This window comes from Oceanicoccus sp. KOV_DT_Chl (genome assembly GCF_900120175.1).
In the GTDB taxonomy this organism is placed as follows: domain Bacteria; phylum Pseudomonadota; class Gammaproteobacteria; order Pseudomonadales; family Dasaniaceae; genus Oceanicoccus.
The window spans coordinates 1,830,260-1,849,297 of sequence record NZ_FQLF01000002.1 but is presented as its reverse complement, the minus strand read 5'-3'; the positions used below and the strand labels follow the sequence as shown (position 1 = coordinate 1,849,297).

21 protein-coding genes and 2 pseudogenes are annotated in these 19,038 nt (G+C 47.5%); 13 read left to right on the top strand and 10 right to left on the bottom strand.

Features of this window, described 5'->3' with window-relative positions:
* Nucleotides 1-114: 114 nt before the first annotated feature.
* The 3 genes and pseudogenes from UNITIG_RS24355 to UNITIG_RS12530 all read right to left on the bottom strand — a co-directional run bounded on the left by UNITIG_RS24355 (nucleotide 115) and on the right by UNITIG_RS12530 (nucleotide 2,282).
* Nucleotides 115-291: a hypothetical protein gene (locus UNITIG_RS24355; RefSeq protein ID WP_235015442.1), complete on the bottom strand. Its 177-nt coding sequence runs from the start codon at nucleotides 289-291 to the stop codon at nucleotides 115-117.
* A gap of 147 nt (nucleotides 292-438) precedes the next feature.
* Nucleotides 439-1,049, bottom strand: a pseudogene (gene dprA, locus UNITIG_RS24350) (DNA-processing protein DprA); the annotation flags it as partial.
* 204 nt (nucleotides 1,050-1,253) lie between these two features.
* On the bottom strand, nucleotides 1,254-2,282 hold the full coding sequence (locus tag UNITIG_RS12530; protein ID WP_101758685.1) for a LysM peptidoglycan-binding domain-containing protein: 1,029 nt from the start codon (nucleotides 2,280-2,282) through the stop codon (nucleotides 1,254-1,256).
* 232 nt (nucleotides 2,283-2,514) lie between these two features.
* Between UNITIG_RS12530 and def the strand changes: the two genes are divergently transcribed.
* The 8 genes and pseudogenes from def (at nucleotide 2,515) to UNITIG_RS12495 (ending at nucleotide 9,458) form a co-directional block, all read left to right on the top strand.
* A complete protein-coding gene (gene def / locus UNITIG_RS12525; RefSeq protein ID WP_101758684.1) occupies nucleotides 2,515-3,018 on the top strand; it encodes a peptide deformylase in 504 nt (167 codons plus the stop codon).
* A gap of 21 nt (nucleotides 3,019-3,039) precedes the next feature.
* A complete protein-coding gene (gene fmt / locus UNITIG_RS12520; protein ID WP_101758683.1) occupies nucleotides 3,040-4,002 on the top strand; it encodes a methionyl-tRNA formyltransferase in 963 nt (320 codons plus the stop codon).
* Nucleotides 3,995-4,813, top strand: coding sequence for a transcription antitermination factor NusB (locus UNITIG_RS25615; protein WP_369809165.1), 819 nt, complete (start codon nucleotides 3,995-3,997; stop codon nucleotides 4,811-4,813). The genes fmt and UNITIG_RS25615 overlap by 8 nt, the downstream gene beginning before the upstream one ends.
* Nucleotides 4,750-5,300: pseudogene (locus tag UNITIG_RS25610) on the top strand (hypothetical protein). Before UNITIG_RS25615 ends, UNITIG_RS25610 begins: the two are co-directional and overlap by 64 nt.
* 102 nt (nucleotides 5,301-5,402) lie before the next feature.
* Nucleotides 5,403-6,776 (top strand): Trk system potassium transporter TrkA, encoded by a 1,374-nt coding sequence (gene trkA, locus UNITIG_RS12510; RefSeq protein WP_101758682.1) that lies wholly within the window; start codon nucleotides 5,403-5,405, stop codon nucleotides 6,774-6,776.
* A complete protein-coding gene (locus tag UNITIG_RS12505) occupies nucleotides 6,776-8,224 on the top strand; it encodes a TrkH family potassium uptake protein (protein ID WP_101758681.1) in 1,449 nt (482 codons plus the stop codon). The genes trkA and UNITIG_RS12505 overlap by 1 nt, the downstream gene beginning before the upstream one ends.
* Nucleotide 8,225: 1 nt before the next feature.
* Complete coding sequence (locus UNITIG_RS12500; protein WP_101758680.1) at nucleotides 8,226-8,807, top strand: bifunctional 2-polyprenyl-6-hydroxyphenol methylase/3-demethylubiquinol 3-O-methyltransferase UbiG; 582 nt, start codon at nucleotides 8,226-8,228, stop codon at nucleotides 8,805-8,807.
* 42 nt (nucleotides 8,808-8,849) lie between these two features.
* Entirely contained in the window at nucleotides 8,850-9,458 is a 609-nt protein-coding gene (locus UNITIG_RS12495) for a pentapeptide repeat-containing protein (RefSeq protein WP_101758679.1), read from the top strand.
* 252 nt (nucleotides 9,459-9,710) lie between these two features.
* Here UNITIG_RS12495 and UNITIG_RS12490 read toward each other — a convergent pair whose 3' ends face one another.
* From UNITIG_RS12490 to UNITIG_RS25095, 7 genes are read right to left on the bottom strand one after another with little or no spacing between them, the layout of a single operon-like run.
* Entirely contained in the window at nucleotides 9,711-10,142 is a 432-nt protein-coding gene (locus tag UNITIG_RS12490) for a GFA family protein (protein WP_101758678.1), read from the bottom strand.
* A 16-nt stretch (nucleotides 10,143-10,158) separates the two neighbouring features.
* Nucleotides 10,159-11,475, bottom strand: coding sequence for a serine/threonine protein phosphatase (locus UNITIG_RS12485; protein WP_101758677.1), 1,317 nt, complete (start codon nucleotides 11,473-11,475; stop codon nucleotides 10,159-10,161).
* A gap of 28 nt (nucleotides 11,476-11,503) precedes the next feature.
* Nucleotides 11,504-11,890 carry a rhodanese-like domain-containing protein gene (locus tag UNITIG_RS12480; protein WP_101758676.1) on the bottom strand — a complete coding sequence of 129 codons (387 nt, stop codon included), beginning with the start codon at nucleotides 11,888-11,890 and terminating at the stop codon, nucleotides 11,504-11,506.
* Nucleotides 11,891-11,907: 17 nt separating this feature from the next.
* Nucleotides 11,908-12,708 carry a co-chaperone DjlA gene (djlA, locus tag UNITIG_RS12475; RefSeq protein WP_101758675.1) on the bottom strand — a complete coding sequence of 267 codons (801 nt, stop codon included), beginning with the start codon at nucleotides 12,706-12,708 and terminating at the stop codon, nucleotides 11,908-11,910.
* Nucleotides 12,708-13,616, bottom strand: a complete 909-nt coding sequence (locus UNITIG_RS12470; protein ID WP_101758674.1) for an alpha/beta hydrolase — start codon at nucleotides 13,614-13,616, stop codon at nucleotides 12,708-12,710. Before UNITIG_RS12470 ends, djlA begins: the two co-directional genes overlap by 1 nt.
* A gap of 14 nt (nucleotides 13,617-13,630) precedes the next feature.
* Nucleotides 13,631-14,077 carry a lysophospholipid acyltransferase family protein gene (locus UNITIG_RS25100; RefSeq protein WP_101758673.1) on the bottom strand — a complete coding sequence of 149 codons (447 nt, stop codon included), beginning with the start codon at nucleotides 14,075-14,077 and terminating at the stop codon, nucleotides 13,631-13,633.
* Entirely contained in the window at nucleotides 14,074-14,529 is a 456-nt protein-coding gene (locus tag UNITIG_RS25095; protein WP_101758672.1) for a lysophospholipid acyltransferase family protein, read from the bottom strand. Before UNITIG_RS25095 ends, UNITIG_RS25100 begins: the two co-directional genes overlap by 4 nt.
* 188 nt (nucleotides 14,530-14,717) lie before the next feature.
* Here UNITIG_RS25095 and glyQ point away from each other — a divergent pair, with 188 nt between their 5' ends.
* The 5 genes from glyQ (at nucleotide 14,718) to UNITIG_RS24340 (ending at nucleotide 19,033) form a co-directional block, all read left to right on the top strand.
* Complete coding sequence (gene glyQ / locus UNITIG_RS12455) at nucleotides 14,718-15,674, top strand: glycine--tRNA ligase subunit alpha (protein ID WP_101759274.1); 957 nt, start codon at nucleotides 14,718-14,720, stop codon at nucleotides 15,672-15,674.
* Nucleotides 15,675-17,750 (top strand): glycine--tRNA ligase subunit beta, encoded by a 2,076-nt coding sequence (glyS, locus tag UNITIG_RS12450; RefSeq protein ID WP_101758671.1) that lies wholly within the window; start codon nucleotides 15,675-15,677, stop codon nucleotides 17,748-17,750.
* Between the two features lie 6 nt (nucleotides 17,751-17,756).
* Nucleotides 17,757-18,161 (top strand): D-glycero-beta-D-manno-heptose 1,7-bisphosphate 7-phosphatase, encoded by a 405-nt coding sequence (gene gmhB, locus UNITIG_RS12445; protein ID WP_235015373.1) that lies wholly within the window; start codon nucleotides 17,757-17,759, stop codon nucleotides 18,159-18,161.
* 153 nt (nucleotides 18,162-18,314) lie between these two features.
* Nucleotides 18,315-18,860: a 1-acyl-sn-glycerol-3-phosphate acyltransferase gene (locus UNITIG_RS12440; RefSeq protein WP_235015372.1), complete on the top strand. Its 546-nt coding sequence runs from the start codon at nucleotides 18,315-18,317 to the stop codon at nucleotides 18,858-18,860.
* Complete coding sequence (locus UNITIG_RS24340) at nucleotides 18,830-19,033, top strand: 1-acyl-sn-glycerol-3-phosphate acyltransferase (RefSeq protein WP_235015371.1); 204 nt, start codon at nucleotides 18,830-18,832, stop codon at nucleotides 19,031-19,033. The genes UNITIG_RS12440 and UNITIG_RS24340 overlap by 31 nt, the downstream gene beginning before the upstream one ends.
* Nucleotides 19,034-19,038 lie beyond the last annotated feature (5 nt).

The window sequence follows — 19,038 nt, the reverse complement described above, 5'->3', positions numbered from 1 at the left end:
ACTGTCTTTTTGGCCCAAGGCCAAAGAAAAAGCGCGAAAATTACCCAACTGCGGGTACGAATGCAAGCATTATCGATTTTTCGTATCAGGCCGGAATAATCTATTTCGAAACCTTTAAACCACACGCTGATAGCATGCGCCGATAGATTCTATCTGCCCTTTTAATTCCAAAGTCGTTAGAGTCGCACTTAACTCGGACAACGGCCATTGGCTGCGCTGCAGCAGATGATCGATTGCCAGCGGATCAAACCCCAGTAAAAATAGTAGTTGTTGCTCTTTCAGGCTCAACATAACTGCTGAATCACCGTTCGATTGCTGACTCACAACATCGTCAGCAGGTATCCAACCTTGTAACTCCTCTAGAATATCTGCTGTCGTTTCAACCAGTGTTGCACCTTGGCGAATCAAAGAGTGGCAGCCTTTACTGGCGGTACTGTGGATAGAACCGGGGATTGCGAATACCTCTCTCCCTTGTTCCAGCGCGCAACGAGCTGAAATCAGCGAGCCGCTTTGCAACGCGGCCTCGACCACCAATACCCCTAAACTCATACCACTGATAATACGGTTGCGCCTGGGAAACTGACCCGGCCGCGGGCCCGACGCCAGTGGAAACTCAGACACGATCAAGCCGTGTTCAGCAACTTCTGAAAACAGCTGCGTATTGCGGCGGGGATAGACCACATCCACCCCCGTCCCTAATACCCCACGGTATTACCGCCAGCGTCTAGCGCACCCCGGTGGCTCTCAGTATCAATGCCCAGCGCTAAACCGCTGGTCACCGTAAAGCCCTCCATCGCCAATTCCCTTGCGAAACGAAACGCATTTTCGCTGCCTTGGCGGCTACAGCGCCGGCTTCCCACCATCGCCAGCTGCGGTTGATTCAATAATGCGGGATTTCCGCGCACATATAATAGCGGGGGTGGATCACTAATTTGTTTAAGCAACTCAGGATAAAGCGGGGATAAATAGGGTATTAATTGAATCTTATGCTGCCGCAGTAAGTTTAGATCTTGTTCCAACTGCGCAGCATCAGGGGGGGAATGCAGCATCCGCTGCACCGATGGCTCGATCTCAAGGGCAAAGAATTGTTCTGCCGATAGCTGAAAAATATCCTCTACCGCGGTGACTGCTTGTAATAGGCGGCACAGCGCTCGATCAGTCAGGGTAGGGGTACGATGTAACGCTAAATAAGTGCTAACGTCCTTGTTATGCATTGATCTTCCTTGATCATCGAGAATATTATTGAAATAGAACTAGGGATTTTCAACCCGGTCCGATACCACCAACGCACGGGTGGCCTTTAATACTATGCCATAACTGACTTTCTCAAAAGTGCGAAACACCATTAATAAGCCTGCGCGAGTATCCGGTACCTTAACAATCTCACCGGTAACTGTATCGCGAACACTTTCACCAACCCGGTAAATCGCCAGCACATGACCAGAAGTCAGGCCGTCGCGTTCACCTTTATTCAATACCACCACATCCATACTCCCGATTTGGGAAACACCGCCTTCGACAGCAATGATGTAGCCATTGATTTCACTTTCAGGGGCACTGGGGTAAAAGTTGGAGTTAATACGAATTTCTTCATCCAGTAATAAGCGGTCGCCGCGCCGGACCTCTTCGCTAGTCCGATTCAAGCCTAGTGTAGCGATGTCCTTCTCTACACTCACCACTTTGCCGCTGGCAACTGAAAAAGCCTGATAACCTAATAGCTCCTCAGTATCCGGGTCTATATAAGCATTGCCCGGACGAAAAATACCAAAATTTTCCTCACCTTCGTTGAACACACCTCGACCATAAATCTGATCACCGGCGCCTGAGACAATATGCCCATCACTTCCCGACAGTACATAGGGCGCAGTCTTTAACTCTTCATTACTCACTACCCGGCTTTCGGTAAGGAAGGGGGAGATCGCATCCAGTGGAATAGCCGGGATAGCCAAGTCCAATTCAGAGATTCGTACCTGCGGAGTAAGTTTCACCTCACGATTACGCTTGGCCACCAACTTGGGTCTGCCGTCGATATACACCAGGTTCAAAACATCACCCGGATAGATCAGATGAGGATTATCCACTTGTGGGTTAACATGCCAAATTTCTGGCCATAACCACGGGCTATCCAAAAACACCTTGGATATATCCCATAAAGTATCTCCCTTCTTCACCATATAGGTTTGAGGATGACCTTCTTTTAACGCCAATACATCACCAGCTTGGCTGATAGACACCAGAGACAGCATCGTCAATAAGATGCATCCCATCACCACTTTTTTCATAATCGCATTCCTTTCTCGGAATCAGGCCGGTATTGAGCACTAGACAAGGCCCCAACACTGGGTAATTTTTATCGATAACCTGATATACTATAGCAGCTTAGCGGCAAATGAGTGCCGATCTCAGACAGCAATATTTGCTTTCTGATCATAATCTTAGCAGCAATACTTAGATTTATACTAGAAGTTAGAAATCGATCACATTGTTACCCCTATACAAGCAGACTAGTTCGTAATGGCCATTTTAGAAATTCTCGAATTCCCAGACCCCAAACTTCGCACGATAGCCTCACCCGTTTCGCATGTTGATGCTAGCACCCATCAGCTGCTAGACGACATGTTAGAGACGATGTACGAGGCCAGCGGCATTGGGTTAGCCGCCACCCAGGTGGATGTCCACCAACGTATAGTGGTTATCGATATCAGTGACGAGCGCAACCAGCCACAAGTTTTTATCAATCCCGAGATTACCGTTCTAGACGGCCCCCAATTCGAATATGAAGAGGGCTGCTTATCGGTACCCGGCTTTCATGAAGCGGTTTCCAGGCCTGAAAACATTGTCGTTAACGCGCTCGACCGTGAAGGTAACCCCTTCGAAATGAGGCCAGAAGGCTTATTAGCCGTTTGTATTCAACACGAGCTGGACCACCTGAATGGCAAGTTATTTGTAGACTATATCTCGCCCTTAAAACGCAAACGCATCCGCAGCAAATTAGAAAAACAACATAAACAGGCTTAAACCAACTATGCGTCTATCGCTATGAGCAACAGGCTTCGCATTATCTTTGCCGGTACTCCGGACTTTGCGGCTATTCATTTGGAAGCGATCATTGCCGCCGATCAACATGATGTTATCGCCGTTTATTCACAACCTGACCGCCCTGCCGGCCGCGGTAAAAAACTTAAGCCCAGCCCAGTTAAACAAGTGGCACTGGATCATCAGATCCCCGTCTATCAACCATTAAACTTCAAGCAAACTGACGATCAAGAACAACTGAAAACCCTCGCCGCCGATCTTATGGTGGTGGTGGCTTATGGCCTGTTACTTCCCAAAGTGATCCTCGACGCGCCCAGGCTTGGCTGCATTAATGTCCATGCTTCTTTATTGCCTCGCTGGCGCGGTGCCGCGCCCATTCAGCGCGCGATTGAAGCCGGTGACGCAGAAAGCGGGGTGATTATTATGCAGATGGATGAAGGGCTGGATACTGGCGATATGTTATTAGAAGCCCGCTGCATTATTACTGCTGAGGAGACTGGCGGCAGCCTGCACGACAAGCTCGCCGATATTGGCGCTCCGGCCTTAAATCAAGCATTGCAGCTAATCAGCACTGGGCAGATTACCGCCACGCCACAAGATCACAGCCAGACCTGTTATGCGCCGAAAATTACCAAGTCAGAATTGCAAATTGACTGGCAACAACCAGCGACAATTATCGAACGGAAAATCCGTGCGTTTAATCCCTTTCCCGTTACCTATACCCATTTAAACGGTGAACGCATAAAAATCTGGCAAGCTGAACACTGCACTCAACAAGGCGCCGCTGGGAGCATTGTTCATGCGGATAAAAAAAATCTCATTGTCGCTTGCGGGGAAGACAGCTTAAAACTTACTACCATCCAACTCCCCAATGCCAAAGCGCTGGATATTGCCGCTGTAATGAATTCCAAAGCAGAGCTGTTTAGCACTGCCAGCCAGTTCGACCCGATTAGCGCCAATGAGTAAAGCTCCGCAAGATTGCCGAGCCGCCGCCGCTCGTTGTTTGGCGGCTGTTGCTAACGGCTCTTCTCTGTCGCAGCAAATTCCGCTCTTTGAGCAACCCGTCAGCGAACGCGACCGCCCCTTATTTCGCCAACTTTGCTATGGCGTTTTACGCTTCTACCCTAAATTACTCGCCATCAGCCAGCAGCTGTTAAAAAAGCCGATGAAGGAAAAAGATCACGATGTACTAATGCTGATCTTGTTAGGCATTTATCAACTGAGCGAAACCCGCATCCCGGATCACGCTGCGGTCAGTGCCACAGTCAATGCCATCAAAGCTTTAAAAAAACCCTGGGCCAGAGCCTTAACCAATGGTGTACTGCGCCAGTGGCAGCGCAACCAAGATCAACTGTTAGCCAAACTCACCAGCGCCGAGCAAAGTGCCCATCCACAATGGTTGCACCAAGCACTCGCAGATGCCTGGCCCGCGCTTGCCGCCGACATCGAAGCCACTAACAATCAACAGGCGCCTTTGTGTTTGCGTGTCAATAAACGACATCAATCACGCGCCGCCTATTTAACGCAATTAAGCGATCACGATATCGATGCTCAAGCCTGTGAATTTGCTGACGAAGGTGTGCGTCTGACCCAGGCTGTTGCCGTTGAACAGCTTCCCGGATTTAACAAGGGTTGGGTAAGTGTACAAGACGAAGCCCCGCAATTGTCTGCAGCCTTAATGGATTTACAACAAGGTCATCGGGTACTGGACGCTTGCTGCGCACCGGGGGCAAAACCTGCCACCTGTTGGAATCCGAGCCCGCCCTTGAAACAGTAATCGCGCTGGATATCGACGAAGACCGACTGCAACGGGTACAACAAAACCTGGACCGGTTGCAGCTACAAGCACAACTAATCAGCGGCGATGCAGCACAACCCAAGAGCTGGTGGGATGGCGAACTATTTGATCGTATATTACTCGATGCGCCGTGCTCGGCCACCGGCGTAATCCGTCGCAACCCGACATCAAATTGCACCGCAACGCCAACGACATCCAACAGCTGGCGCAACTGCAATTAGAAATCCTTACCGCATTATGGCCAACACTGAAACCCGGCGGCCTATTACTGTATGCCACTTGTTCAATCTTACCCACAGAAAACACTCAAGTCGTCGCTGCCTTTTGCCAGCGCCAAGACGACGCCGAGCATCTGGCTATCAACGCGACATGGGGAATTGTCCAGCCTTATGGCCGACAATTATTTCCGCAACCGCAAGGCCATGACGGCTTCTATTATGCGCTACTACGAAAAGCCAATAATTAACGACTAAAAATTGCAGAAAACATGGCCATTAGCCAATTAACACTTACAATAAAGCATACTATTCGACTAACCATAAACACTCAGAAGTAAGCGACAGCTCGAATGAAAATAATTATCCTCGGAGCAGGGCAGGTGGGTTCCTCTCTAGCCGAGCATCTTGCCAATGAACAAAACGATATTACCGTAGTTGATATCGACAGCGACCGCCTGCGGGAACTGCAAGATCGATTGGATATAGGCACTGTCACCGGGCGCGCCTCTAACCCCAGCGTCTTAGCAAGAGCAGGGGCAGAAGATGCCGACATGCTAATTGCGGTGACCAACTCTGACGAAATCAATATGGTGGCTTGCCAGGTTGCCTATACCTTATTCCGCACCCCCACCAAAATTTCGCGTATTCGCGCCAGTACCTATTTAGAGAAAAAAACCTTATTCAGTAATGAAGCAATTCCCATCGACGTTATTATCAGCCCAGAATTACTCGTTACCCAATACATACACCGCTTGATTGAATATCCCGGCGCCTTACAAGTATTGGATTTTGCTGGCGGCAAAGTACAGCTAGTCGCAGTAAAAGCCTATTACGGCGGCCCCATTGTCGGTCAGGAATTACGCCAAATCCGCAATCACATGCCTAACGTTGATACCCGGGTCGCTGCTATTTTTCGCCGCGACCGCGCGATCATGCCCATGGCCGATACCGTGGTTGAAGCGGATGATGAAGTGTTCTTTATTGCTGCCCGAGAAAATATACTGCCAGTGATGAGCGAGCTGCGCCGCCTCGACAACCCCTATAAGCGCATCATCATTGCCGGCGGCGGCAATATTGGCGAACGTCTTGCCGACGCCATTGAAGGACAATATCAAGTTAAGGTTATCGAACAAAGCTATGCCCGTTGTCGTGAGCTATCTGAAACTCTGCGCCGCTCCATAGTGCTGAATGGCAATGCCTCCGATAAAGATTTATTGATCGCAGAAAATATTGAAAATACTGATGTTTTTTGTGCGCTGACCAGTTCTGACGAAGCCAACATTATGTCCTCCATGCTGGCTAAACGGCTAGGCGCCAGAAAAGTTATTACGCTGATCGCCAATCCCGCCTATGTTGATTTGGTGCAAGGGGGTGAAATCGATATCGCTATCTCGCCGCAGCAAATTACCATGGGTAGCTTGCTGACCCATGTCCGCAAAGGCGATGTCAGCAATGTGCACTCATTGCGACGCGGCGCAGCAGAATCATTAGAACTTATCGCTCACGGTGACTCCCGCTCTTCCAAAGTAGTAGGGCGCAGACTGGACGAGATTGAAAAAGTCGAAGGCTCAACCATCGGCGCTATTGTGCGTGGTGATGAAGTATTAATTGCTCACCGCTACTTAATTGTTGAACCTGAAGACCATTTGATTGTGTTCCTCACCGATAAATCCAAAATCAAACAAGTCGAACGCTTGTTTCAAGTCGGGTTTGCTTTCTTCTAATGCACATTGCGCTGATCTTCCGAATATTAGGCATGCTACTGATGGTTTTCAGCTTGACGCTGTTAATCCCGATTTTAGTGTCGCTATGGTACGGTGATGGCGCTTATCCCGCTTTTTTATTATCCTTTGCTATCACCGTGATCAGCGGCGCGGTAATGTGGATGCCCGTAGCCAAACAGAAAGCGGACCTTAGAACCCGCGACGGTTTTTTAATTACCTCTTTATTCTGGGCAGTACTTGGGCTGTTTGGTGCACTGCCATTCGCGCTAACTTCTGAGCCCGATCTCAGCATCAGTGATGCGGTATTTGAATCACTTTCCGGCTTAACGACTACCGGCGCCACCGTTATAACCGGGCTGGACTATTTACCCAAATCCATTTTATTTTATCGCCAACAACTGCAATGGTTAGGCGGCATCGGTATCATCGTCATCGCAGTTGCTATATTGCCTATGCTAGGCGTGGGTGGTATGCAGCTGTACCGCGCCGAAACACCGGGACCGGTAAAAGATTCAAAACTCACACCGCGCATTACTGAAACCGCCAAAGCCTTATTCTTTATTTATGTCTTGCTTACCGCCAGTTGCGCTTTAGCCTATTGGTTAGCAGGCATGACATTGTTTGATGCTATCTGCCACGCTTTTTCCACCATTGCCATCGGCGGTTTTTCAACCCACGATGCCAGTATGGGTTATTTCAATAGCCCTACTATCATGTTGATTGCCTGCCTCTACATGATTATTGCCGGCATTAATTTCGCCATGCATTTTCATGCTATCCGTCAACGAAAATACCAGCACTATCGTCGCGATTCAGAAACCCGTTTTTTCGTATACACCATAGCTGGCGCTTCTGTAATCGTGGCCAGTTACTTAATATTAAGTAACAGCTATAGCATCAATGAAGGCTTGCTACACGGCCTATTCCAAACCATCTCCATTGCTACTACCGCGGGATTTGCGACCGCAGAGTTCTCCAGCTGGCCCAGCTTTTTACCCTTTCTATTATTAACACTTTCGTTTATGGGTGGTTGTGGTGGTTCTACCGGTGGTGGTATGAAAGCTGTGCGCATCATGCTTATTGCCAAGCAGGGTGTGCGTGAAATGTCGCAACTCATTCATCCCAATGCCATCATCCCACTGAAAGTGGGTAACCGTCGTGTAGAGGCTAAAGTCGTTAGTGCCGTGTGGAGTTTTTTTGCAGTCTATACCTTTGCCTTTTTTGTGATTTTATTTTTATTAATGGCAACAGGTTTGGATTACGTCACTGCATTTTCTGCCGTTGTTGCCTCCATTAATAATTTGGGCCCGGGTTTGGGTGATGTCGCGTCACACTATGGCAACATCAACGATCCCGCTAAATGGATTCTGTGTTTCTCTATGCTGCTAGGGCGTTTAGAAGTTTTCACCTTACTTGTGTTATTCACCCCCGCCTTCTGGCGTCAATAGCGTGACTGATTCATCTGCCATTACCAACAAATGGGATCAACGCTACCAGCACAAAACCCGGGCCGGTGACCCCTGCTGGTTACTTCGCAATAACCTGCACTTGCTGCCATCTACAGGTTCGAGTTTAGATGTGGCCTGTGGTCTTGGCGCCAATGCTCTTTGTCTGGCCGCACAAGGACTGCAAAGTCATGGCTGGGATATCTCAACGGTTGCGTTAGAAAAATTAACCGAATTTGCCCAGCAACAGTCACTAGCTGTCACCACTTTACAGCGTGATATTGAACAACAACCTCCAGCGGCCAATAGCTTTGATGTTATCGTCGTTAGCCATTTTTTATACCGCCCCATCATGGCTGACTTAGTGGCCGCACTAAAGCCCGGTGGCCTATTGTTTTACCAAACCTTTAACCAGAATAAAACAACCGCAGCAGGCCCGAGTTCCGCCACCTATTTATTAACGCCGAATGAATTACTGACTTTATTATCCCCATTGCAGTTGCATTTTTATCGGGAAGATGGCCGCACGGGTCAGCTTGATTCCGGCCTTAGGGATTGCAGTTATTTTATTGGTAAAAAGATTTAGCCTGCCAAATCTATTAATTTAACATTCACCCGAGTATTTACCATGACCACTGCCATAAACCCCTTTGCTGAAGACGAATACTGGTCCAAAACGTTTACCGATCTGGATTTATCCGGTGTTCAACTCAGCGGCAAAGAATTTGATGGCTGTACCTTTAAAGGCTGCAATTTCAGTGATGCCACTTTTAACAAGTGTAAATTCGTTGACTGCGAATTCAGCCATTGTAATTTAAGCGTAATTAATATCGCCTACAGTAAATTTTCAGACGTGATTTTTGATGAATGTAAAGTCATAGGCGTAAACTGGAGTAACGCGGCTTGGTCCAGCTTATCCCTCAGTGCCCCTATCAAGTTTCATCAATGTATTATTAATGACTCGTCGTTTTATGGCCTAAGCCTGACTGAAATTGTCATCGAACAATGCCGCGCTATTAATGTCGATTTTAGGGAAGGGGATTTCAGCGATGCAAACTTTAGTTATACCGACTTTAGTGGCAGCTTGTTCCATAAAACGAATCTCAGTCGCGCCGATTTTTCTGAAGCGACGGATTACGACATCGATATTTATAACAACATAATTAAAGGCGCAAAATTTTGCCGGTTAGAAGCCGTGCGTTTGCTCGACAGTCTGGAAGTGGAATTAGTAGATTAAGCACTCGCATCCAGACACTGCAACCCGTCATACTACAGGGCTATTATCCGGGATAAATTATTAGTTTTAAGGTTTCAGCCTTCAATCAAAGTGCAAATCGTGAAGAGTTAAAATTAAGACTCGATTTTTTATTCGTCATTCCCGACCCCGGTCGGAAATCGGGGGTTACAAAGTGCTGAGTAGAGTGGTTTGAATAAAACAGGCGTTCAACGCACTTCCTTTTGTCCCAATCAAGCCAAGGATGACTTTGACTTATTTATGATGTTTAGGATTTATTCCGGACAGCGTGGTCATACTACACGGAATACCTTCCGGTACTTTCACCCATTTGGCACGGTATTCTTCATATAAAGAAAGTGTCGGTGGAGGAAAGTCCGGATCGGCAAAAGCACCAACAGCAATACCATAAAACCCCTCCATAGATGAAGCTAGCCAATAGACGTTAGCACCACAGGCTGGGCAAAAATGATAGCTGAGCTGCATACCTTCCTCACCTGTACGCTGAAAGATGTGAGTCTCACCGCTAATAACCACATGTTGCGCAGCATACCACGCCCCTAAATTAAACGCGGACCCGGTTCTTCGCTGGCACGCCTGACAATGACACATCGCAACAAACGTGGGATCACCCTCACACAACACTGTCAGAGCCGCGCAATGACATTGTGCTTTTCGTTGTAGCATAACGATCCTCACGAGCTTATTGACGATAGGTTTTTTGCGACTGACGAAATCGCTGCTTAAAATCATCTAACTCAATAATGAAATCATCCGCAGCATAAAATGCTTTATCGGTCATTTCAGGTTGCTCATGGTTTTTATACCATTGCGCGTAGGTTTTTATCTCACTGGAATACGCCTGATAATACGAGGAGTAAGTTTTGACGGTAATAGTGGGATTTTTAGCTGCCACATCAAAAGTCATTAATCGCAACCAACCATCACCTGTGCCTACAGGTATACGTCGGTGAGGATCCAAAGGCTGACCGTGATCAATGCCTGCTTGCCCTCTATCCTGATAATCCGCCAGCACTTGATAAACTTTATAGCCATTGACATTGTTATCAACCCGCATCGATTGACCGTGTTGATGGCCACACAATACTAAAAATATCTGATCATGCCGACTGATAAATTTTTGCCACATTTCTTCAGCACTGTTGTGAAAATCTGGGTCTATTCTGTTCAGGTCAACAATGGGATTTGCCAATCGCTCACCGTCGACATTTAAATAATCATGGGTAGAAATAATTGTAGGCAGCCCTGGATTCTCGGTAATGACCTTAGTCGCCCATTCGATCACATCATCAGCTGGCTGCATTTCAACAGCAATATGTAAAAATCGATAACCACCGCCATTAAAAAGCTGGGCGCTATTGGCGCCACCGTTAAAGCTACTGATATACCAGGGCTTATCCATAAAAAATGGGCTATCGCTGCTAAATGCCGAACGGAAATTATCGAGGCCACCAATATGCAGCATACCCAGATCTTCCGGGGTTATAGTTAACTCTCGAATGTTCTTAATAGGTGCTAGTGGAAAGGACGAATCACTCCACATCGCATCATAATCATGATTGCCCGGTGCAACACCAAAAGGGATATTGGCTTGATCCAGTAGACTATAAGCTTCAATCGCTTTGGGGATTTCTACAGTGAACGTTTTATCGGTTATTTCCAACTCAAGGGCAAAAAAAGGATTCTCAATGGTTTGAAAACCTCGCGCTTTATGTTGCTCATCCATGCGCTTGGTTTGATGCTGCCAAACATCACCGACAGCTGCGACAAAAGCAATATCTCCGCCGTTTGCCTGGCTATTGGCAACAATAAATTGCATTTGCTGTATTAATAGCTCACTGCTATCAAGGGCAAAGCCTGCTGCCTTTTGATGTCTATAGTCGAGTGCGTTTTGAGTATCAGGGAGCACAGCTACAGTAAAAGGTTTGTCTAATGGTGGTGTAACAGTACTGCACGCCGCAAGTAATGTGGCAAAAAATGCAAAACAAATAAATCTCATGGCATTTTCCTGGATGAGTTGAATGACTTTATTCAGTTTTTAACTGCGCTTTGCGCCAAGCGCGCATATCACCATCAAGATGCCGAATTTCAAAAAACCCTTGATGACGTAAATGCTGTTCGACTTTTTTGGCACGGCCACCGGTTTCACAATAAACCACAATTTCACGATTTTTTTCCAGCCCTAAATCTGCCAGCGACTGCTGATAGTTCCCAAAGGGGATATTGACTGCACCAGGCACATGCCCGCTTTCATATTCCGCAATCGTTCTCACATCAACGATCAGTGGGGCACTGCCATCATCAATACGACTAAGCAATTCAGCCTGTTCAATCAAGGACGGTTTGTCGGCATTGGAACACGCTGAAATAAACAGCAATATCAACGCGGCAATTTTATGATTTATGTATTTCATCGTAACTCACTCACTATTTACTTGCGCGCCTGCTTTATCAAATCATAAGCGCCTTGGATTTCCTGCGCTTTTTCAGTGGCAACTTTAAGCATATCTTCCGGCACGCCTTGTGCAATTAGTTTATCCGGGTGATGCTGACTCATTAATTTTCGATACGTTTTTTTTATCGTGCTATCACTGTCCGTAGCTTTGACGCCCAAGGCTTGATAAGCCAGTTTTAATTCATCTGCACTGGAAGCTTGCTGACCACCACGATATTGATATTGTCCACCCTGAAAATTTTGCTGGGCGGCTAACATTGCCAGTAATTGTTCAAATTGGCGCGCGCCAATACCCAGATATTCCGCACAGCGTTGCAGGATAGCTTTTTCCGCCGGGTGTAGTTCACCGTCAGCCAGTGCCATGCTAAACAAAAATTCCAGTAATAAAATTGGCAAATTATGCTGGCGGCCGCCTTCATTAATAAAGCTGGCTATCGTTGGTTCTAGCTGAAAATCTGCTTGTGCTCCTAGCTTAAAAAAACTGATCGCTTCTTTGCGATTTTCTGCTGTAAGTCCCAAGCGCTCAATGAGTACTTCAGCCTGGGCAATTTCTTCTTCGCTTATCCGGCCATCAGCTTTTGCCAAATGCCCCATAATTTTAAATGCCGCTTCAAAGAATAACCGCTGCAAGCGAACACGGTCAGCACCATAATCAAAACCCATTGCTTGCGCGATACCTTTATCAAAAAAACTACCGGCCATTACACCAATGATGGCGCCAAAAATACCAAAGGTGAAAAAACCAATAAGGCCGCCAATTAATTTGCCAAAGAACATTAAAGTGTGCCTATTTTTGTCGTTAAAAATTTGCCCATTTCGGTAATGGCTTGTCGAGCCTCCGGTAAAAATTGTGCCATTACCGGAAAAGCATGGGCTTGTTTATGCCAGGCCTTGAATTCTACCTCGACATTTTTTGCGCGGGCGTTTTCGGCTATTCGTTGCGCATCGCTCAATAAAATTTCGGTACTGCCCGCAAAGACTTGCAGTGGCGGAAAACCGGTGAAATCAGCAAATACCGGTGAGATTAGCGGGTCATCCAAAAGCTTATCGCCCGCATAAACCTGCGCGGCATTAATCAATATATTAACGGGGAGCATTGGATCTTTCTTCTCATTGCTGACAATCGAATCACCCACATGGGTCAGGTCTGCCCAGGGCGATAAACAAACCCCCGCCGCTGGCAGTGGTAAATTGTTTTGCTGTGCCAACAACATCACTGCCAGCGTCATATTGCCGCCGGCAGAATCACCAGCAAATGCAATGTGATCTGCGATATAACCATTATCTAATAGCCAACGGTAAACGGTTAAACCATCATCCAGCGCTGCGGGGAAAATATGCTCAGGTGTTAATCGATAATCCACTAACAACACTTTCATATCCGCCGCAGCCGATAGCCGCCAAGCTAATTCACGATGCGCGGCAGGCGGTGAGCCCACCATAAAAGCACCACCATGAAAATACAGCACCACACCTCGCTGATTGGCACCGGTACTTAGCCACTCACAAGGTACGCCGTTAATCGTTTCGTGGCTAAGAGTAGCGTAATCCGGTAGTTTGAACGCCTGCTCTGCTCGCGCCATTGTCGCTTGCATGCTTTCTTTTGCTTGGGAAAAATTCTTTTTCTTTAATCCCGGTTTTTGTAACCGAAAGATCATATTAAATACACTGGCTTGCCAACTCATAATTTTGCCTATCGTTATTTTTTTTTGCGGTAATATTTTTTTGCCCCGGCCGGCTGTTTTTTAAACCGTTTATATTCCCACTGATATTGTTCAGGTATTTTACGCGCACATTGCTCTACGGCGTTATTAAGGGCTGTTAATGAAACCAATTGATCCGCCGAGGCAATATCGTCTGCCACCGCCTCAAACACTACTTTAAAACCAGCGCCAGGCCCTACACGCTCGGCGTAGGCCACTACTACTTTTGCGCCAGTGCGCTGAATCAAATTAAAGCTCAAGGTGCCGGTAAGTGCTGGAATACCAAAAAAGGGTGCAAAGTCACCGCCACTTGTTATAGGGGTTTGGTCGGGCAATACACCTACTGTCTCGCCATTTTTCAGCGCACGCAACAACGCCTTCACCCCACTGGTGTTGGTGGGCGCCAACTTAGCGCCATTACAGCTTCTGGCTTGATAGATCATTTTGTCCAAAGCAGGGTTGGCGGGGGCTGGTACATATTGGTGACGGTAAATTGGTCTGCCAGATAAAAACCAAGTACCTCCCAATTACCAATATGTGGCGCCAAAACTATCACCCCTTGTCCGTTAGCCAACGGCTCCCGGACCAACTCATCTCCTTCAATAGCAATAATCTTCGCCAATACTTGTTCGGCTGGCCGCTGCCAAACGAAAGCTAGCTCAAAAGCCATCATACCAAGGTGCTGAAGCCGTGATTGGGTTAACTGCTCACGCTCCCCAGCACTCTTTTCAGGAAAACACAGCGCTAAATTTTCTTCTATTACTCTGCGCGAATCGCCATTAAGCCACCACGCCATTCGACCCATTGCACGCCCCAGTAAACGCAAACTCGATAGCGAAAACAGGGAGAACAGCTTAAATAAGAAAACAACAAATGAGGAGGCCAGTGATTTCATAGCGGTCTTTTAGCTTAAGGGGGGCAAATCATACCGTGTTCAACTGCTGACAGAAACGCCGGAAGCAATTTTTCACCCCTCTGTGCGATAGAATCCCGCCCCCAACTGCCTGTATACTATGCGGCCTTTGTCAGCACCGATGCTGGCCAACTTATAATGATAGTGAAAACGAGCAAAATAAAGTGGCTATTCCAGCGAAAGCAACTGCGCAAGCAAACGTTAAAACTTTTCAGGGTCTTATTTTTGCCCTGCAACAATACTGGGCCGAGCAAGGCTGCGTGATTTTACAGCCTTTGGATATGGAAGTAGGGGCCGGCACATTTCATCCCGGCACTTTTCTGCGCGCCATTGGCCCGGAAACCTGGAATGCAGCGTATGTGCAACCCTGCCGCCGCCCCACCGATGGCCGCTACGGGGAAAACCCCAACCGCTTACAACACTATTACCAATTTCAGGTAGTGATGAAACCCAACCCCGCCAATATTCAAGAGTTGTATCTGGATTCGCTACGGGCATTGGGGATTGACCCATTGATACACGATATTCGATTTGTTGAAGATAACTGGGAATCCCCCACCCTCGGTGCCTGGGGACTGGGCTGGGAAGTGTGGCTCAACGGGATGGAAGTGACCCAATTCACCTATTTCCAGCAAGTCGGCGGACTGGAATGCTATCCCGTCACCGGTGAAATCACCTACGGTATCGAACGTATTGCCATGTACCTGCAAGGTGTCGACAGTATCTACGATCTAGTGTGGACCGAAGGACCGGAAGGGATTGTCACTTACGGCGACGTTTTCCATCAAAATGAAGTCGAAATGTCGACCTTTAACTTTGAAGAGGCCGATGTTGAACAACTATTTAAAACCTTCGACCACTGTGAAGCCGAAAGTCAGCGTTTGATCGACAAGGGTCTGCCGCTGCCCGCCTATGAGATGGTGATGAAAGCGTCCCATGCATTTAATTTACTGGATGCCCGCCACGCAATTTCGGTGACAGAACGGCAACGCTTTATTTTGCGCGTACGCACTCTGGCTCGTGGCGTTGCCCAAGCTTACTTTGATGCCCGTAAAAAATTAGGCTTCCCACTGGCACCGCAGCACCTGCGCGATGAAGTACTCGCCGCCAGCCCGGAGGACAAATAAATGACTGACTTTCTTGTCGAAATAGGGACGGAAGAATTACCCCCAACTGCACTGCTAAAACTTTCTAACAGTTTTACGGAGCAAGTAGAAGCTGGCATACGTGCCGCAGGTTTGGAATTTACCCACATAGAACCCTTTGCAACACCACGCCGCTTAGCCGTTGTGGTTAGCCAGCTGGACGAACAGACCGCAGCCAAAGAGATCGTTAACTGGGGACCACCAGCTGCCATCGCTTTTGATGCCGAGGGTAATCCCTCGAAGGCCGCCACTGCCTTTGCCAAAAAAAATGGCATCAAGCTTGAAGACTTAACCACCGAAAACGACGGCAAGGCTGACAAACTGGTTTACCGTTCTACGGAAGCCGGTAAAGCTGCCGCGGACTTACTCCCGGCTATCGTGCAAACCGCACTGGATAAACTGCCCATTGCCAAGCGCATGCGCTGGGGTGCCAGTCGTACTGAATTTGTGCGTCCGGCCAAATGGATCGTGATGATGCAGGGGAGCAAGGTCATTGACTGTGAAATCCTCGGCTTCAAAACAGCTAATATCACCCGTGGTCACCGCTTTCATTGTGATACCACGTTAGAGATCGCCAACCCCGCAGCCTACGCTGATTTATTAAGTAATAGTGGCCACATTGTTCCGAGTTACGCACAACGTAAAACGCAAATACGTGAACAGGTAATGGCTGAAGGCGAGAAATTGGGCGGCGTCGCAGTCATTGAAGAAAGTCTGTTAGAGGAGGTGACCGGCCTGGTTGAATGGCCCGTCGCACTGACCGGTAGTTTTGAGCAACGCTTTTTAGAGGTCCCTGCCGAAGCGTTGATCTCTTCTATGAGCGAACACCAAAAATATTTTCACGTTGTCGATAAGGCTGGTAAGTTAATGCCGCACTTTATTACCGTGGCGAATATTGTCAGCAACGACCCCGCACAAGTCATTAGTGGTAACGAGCGCGTTATTCGCCCACGCTTATCCGATGCTGCGTTCTTTTTTGAAACTGACAAAAAGATCAAACTGGAAACACGGCTGGAAAAACTGAAGTCTGTGGTATTTCAGGCCAAGCTCGGCACTATTTACGACAAAGCCCAGCGGGTAAAAGCGCTTGCGGCCTCTATTGCTGAATCTATCGGCAGTAACGCTGAGTACGCTGGCCGCGCAGGCGAGCTATGTAAAGCAGATTTAGTGTCCGACATGGTCCTGGAATTCGACAAAATGCAAGGCATCGCTGGTCGCTATTATGCGCTGGCCGATGGCGAAGCCGAAGAAGTCGCAGAAGCCATCAAGGATCAATACCTGCCCAAGTTTGCCGGTGATGCACTCCCTGCCAGTTTAACCGGTTGTGCAGTTGCGCTGGCTGATCGGCTGGACACCATTGTCGGTATTTTTGGTATTGGACAACCCCCCACCGGCTCCAAAGATCCTTTTGCCTTGCGCCGGGCAACGTTAGGTGTGTTGCGTATTATTGTCGAAAAAGAATTAGATCTGGATTTGCGCATGTTGATTAGCCAAGCACAGCAACTGCACGGCAATTTACCTGCTGCCGATGGTCTGGTCGATACCGTACTGAACTATATGGTCGAACGGTTCCGTGCCGGATATGAAGAAGCAAACATTCCCGCCGAGGTATTTATGGCAGTGTCTGCAAAAGGTTTATCGCAGCCATTGGATATTGATCATCGCGTCAAAGCCGTTAATAACTTTAACACTTTACCTGAGGCGCAAGCTTTAGCCGCGGCTAACAAGCGCGTATCTAATATTTTGGCGAAGCTAGAGGACGAATCCACTATTGGTTCGGTTGATAATAGTTTGCTAGTAGACGCAGCTGAAAAAGCATTAGCGCAATTGGTGCAAGCTAAAGCCGAACAATTACAACCGTTATTTGCCCAGCGCCAATACCAACAAGCATTAGCAGCGCTGGCTGATTTACGCGAACCGGTCGATAGTTTCTTTGAAGATGTCATGGTGATGGCTGACGATGAAGCCTTGAAAAATAATCGCTTGGCTTTATTGAAACAGCTGCGCGGTTTATTTTTAGAAGTCGCAGATATTTCGCTATTGGTTCCCGCTAAATAGGCTGTTATGAAATTAGTCATACTTGACCGTGACGGTGTTATTAATAAAGACTCTGATGCCTTTGTTAAAAACGCCGACGAATGGATTCCTATTGATGGCAGCATTAAAGCGATCGCCAGGCTTTGCAAAGCAGGATTCACTGTCGTGGTAGCGACTAACCAATCCGGCATCGGTCGAGGTTTGTTCGACCTTGATGCATTGAATGCCATGCATAAAAAAATGCATACCTTAGTAGAAAAAGCCGGTGGAAAAATCACCGGCGTTTTTTACTGCCCGCACGGCCCTGACGATGGCTGTGCTTGCCGCAAACCAAAAGCGGGCTTAATTAATGCTATAGAGCAGGACCTAAACACCTCAGCCAATGGCGCTATCGTAATCGGCGATTCGCTGCGGGATTTACAAGCGGGCTAATAAAGGGCTGTGTTCCTATTCTGGTAAAAACCGGTAAAGGTCAAAAAACATTGCAAAAAATTGTACTGGATCAACAGACCGATTTTCATAATCTGGCTGTCTATAACAATCTTGCTGATGCGGCTGCACAAATAATTAAAAACGGATGATGCTGTGTTACTCACATTAAGAATGGTACTGTTTTATCTAGGTTATCTATTATCCATTGTTTGGTTTAGTACCACTGGTATTGTTTTTTTTAGTTTTTTTCCCTACCGCATTCGCAGCCGTTATATCTTGCTATGGAACCGTTTTATTATTTTTTGGGCAGCGCTGATCTGTGGTGTTCGAGTCAAGGTTATTGGCGCGGAAAACTTACCCAAAGGGCCCTATGTCGCACTGTCTAAACACCAAAGCCAGTGGGAGACCTACTTCCTGCAGTATTTTCTATCGCCAGTCAGCATTGTGTTAAAACGCGAACTACTCAATCTGCCTTTTTTTGGCTGGGGTTTACGACTCGCTAACCCCATTGCCATCGACCGGGGTAACCCCAAGCAAGCCTTAAAACAAACTTTGGATAAAGGCTGTAAACATTTAGCGAATAATATATCGGTATTAATATTCCCGGAGGGCACCCGCACAAAACCCGGCCAGGATTCCAAGTATGCCCCGGCGGTGCCAATATTGCAGTGGCTGCCGGGGTACCGGTTGTACCGATAGCCTTAAACGCTGGCGAGTATTGGCCAGCGGATCGCTATCTAAAATTTGCTGGCACCATTACCGTTAAAATTGGCGAACCAATTTCCAGTACTGGATTTACCAGTCGTGAAATTACTGAGCAAGCCAGGCAGTGGATTGAAGCAGAAGTAGCGAAGATGGAAAAACGAAATTAATTTAC

Bases quoted from the DNA above. Each gene is read 5' to 3' on its own strand.
- UNITIG_RS12530 (WP_101758685.1), bottom strand. From the start codon at position 2,282: ATGAAAAAAGTGGTGATGGGATGCATCTTATTGACGATGCTGTCTCTG.
- UNITIG_RS12505 (WP_101758681.1), top strand. From the start codon at position 6,776: ATGCACATTGCGCTGATCTTCCGAATATTAGGCATGCTACTGATGGTT.
- fmt (WP_101758683.1), top strand. From the start codon at position 3,040: ATGAGCAACAGGCTTCGCATTATCTTTGCCGGTACTCCGGACTTTGCG.
- UNITIG_RS12480 (WP_101758676.1), bottom strand. From the start codon at position 11,890: ATGAAATACATAAATCATAAAATTGCCGCGTTGATATTGCTGTTTATT.
- djlA (WP_101758675.1), bottom strand. From the start codon at position 12,708: ATGTTCTTTGGCAAATTAATTGGCGGCCTTATTGGTTTTTTCACCTTT.
- UNITIG_RS12485 (WP_101758677.1), bottom strand. From the start codon at position 11,475: ATGAGATTTATTTGTTTTGCATTTTTTGCCACATTACTTGCGGCGTGC.
- UNITIG_RS25100 (WP_101758673.1), bottom strand. From the start codon at position 14,077: ATGATCTATCAAGCCAGAAGCTGTAATGGCGCTAAGTTGGCGCCCACC.
- def (WP_101758684.1), top strand. From the start codon at position 2,515: ATGGCCATTTTAGAAATTCTCGAATTCCCAGACCCCAAACTTCGCACG.
- gmhB (WP_235015373.1), top strand. From the start codon at position 17,757: ATGAAATTAGTCATACTTGACCGTGACGGTGTTATTAATAAAGACTCT.
- UNITIG_RS24355 (WP_235015442.1), bottom strand. From the start codon at position 291: ATGTTGAGCCTGAAAGAGCAACAACTACTATTTTTACTGGGGTTTGAT.
- UNITIG_RS25615 (WP_369809165.1), top strand. From the start codon at position 3,995: ATGAGTAAAGCTCCGCAAGATTGCCGAGCCGCCGCCGCTCGTTGTTTG.
- trkA (WP_101758682.1), top strand. From the start codon at position 5,403: ATGAAAATAATTATCCTCGGAGCAGGGCAGGTGGGTTCCTCTCTAGCC.
- UNITIG_RS12495 (WP_101758679.1), top strand. From the start codon at position 8,850: ATGACCACTGCCATAAACCCCTTTGCTGAAGACGAATACTGGTCCAAA.
- UNITIG_RS12470 (WP_101758674.1), bottom strand. From the start codon at position 13,616: ATGAGTTGGCAAGCCAGTGTATTTAATATGATCTTTCGGTTACAAAAA.
- UNITIG_RS12490 (WP_101758678.1), bottom strand. From the start codon at position 10,142: ATGCTACAACGAAAAGCACAATGTCATTGCGCGGCTCTGACAGTGTTG.
- UNITIG_RS25095 (WP_101758672.1), bottom strand. From the start codon at position 14,529: ATGAAATCACTGGCCTCCTCATTTGTTGTTTTCTTATTTAAGCTGTTC.
- glyS (WP_101758671.1), top strand. From the start codon at position 15,675: ATGACTGACTTTCTTGTCGAAATAGGGACGGAAGAATTACCCCCAACT.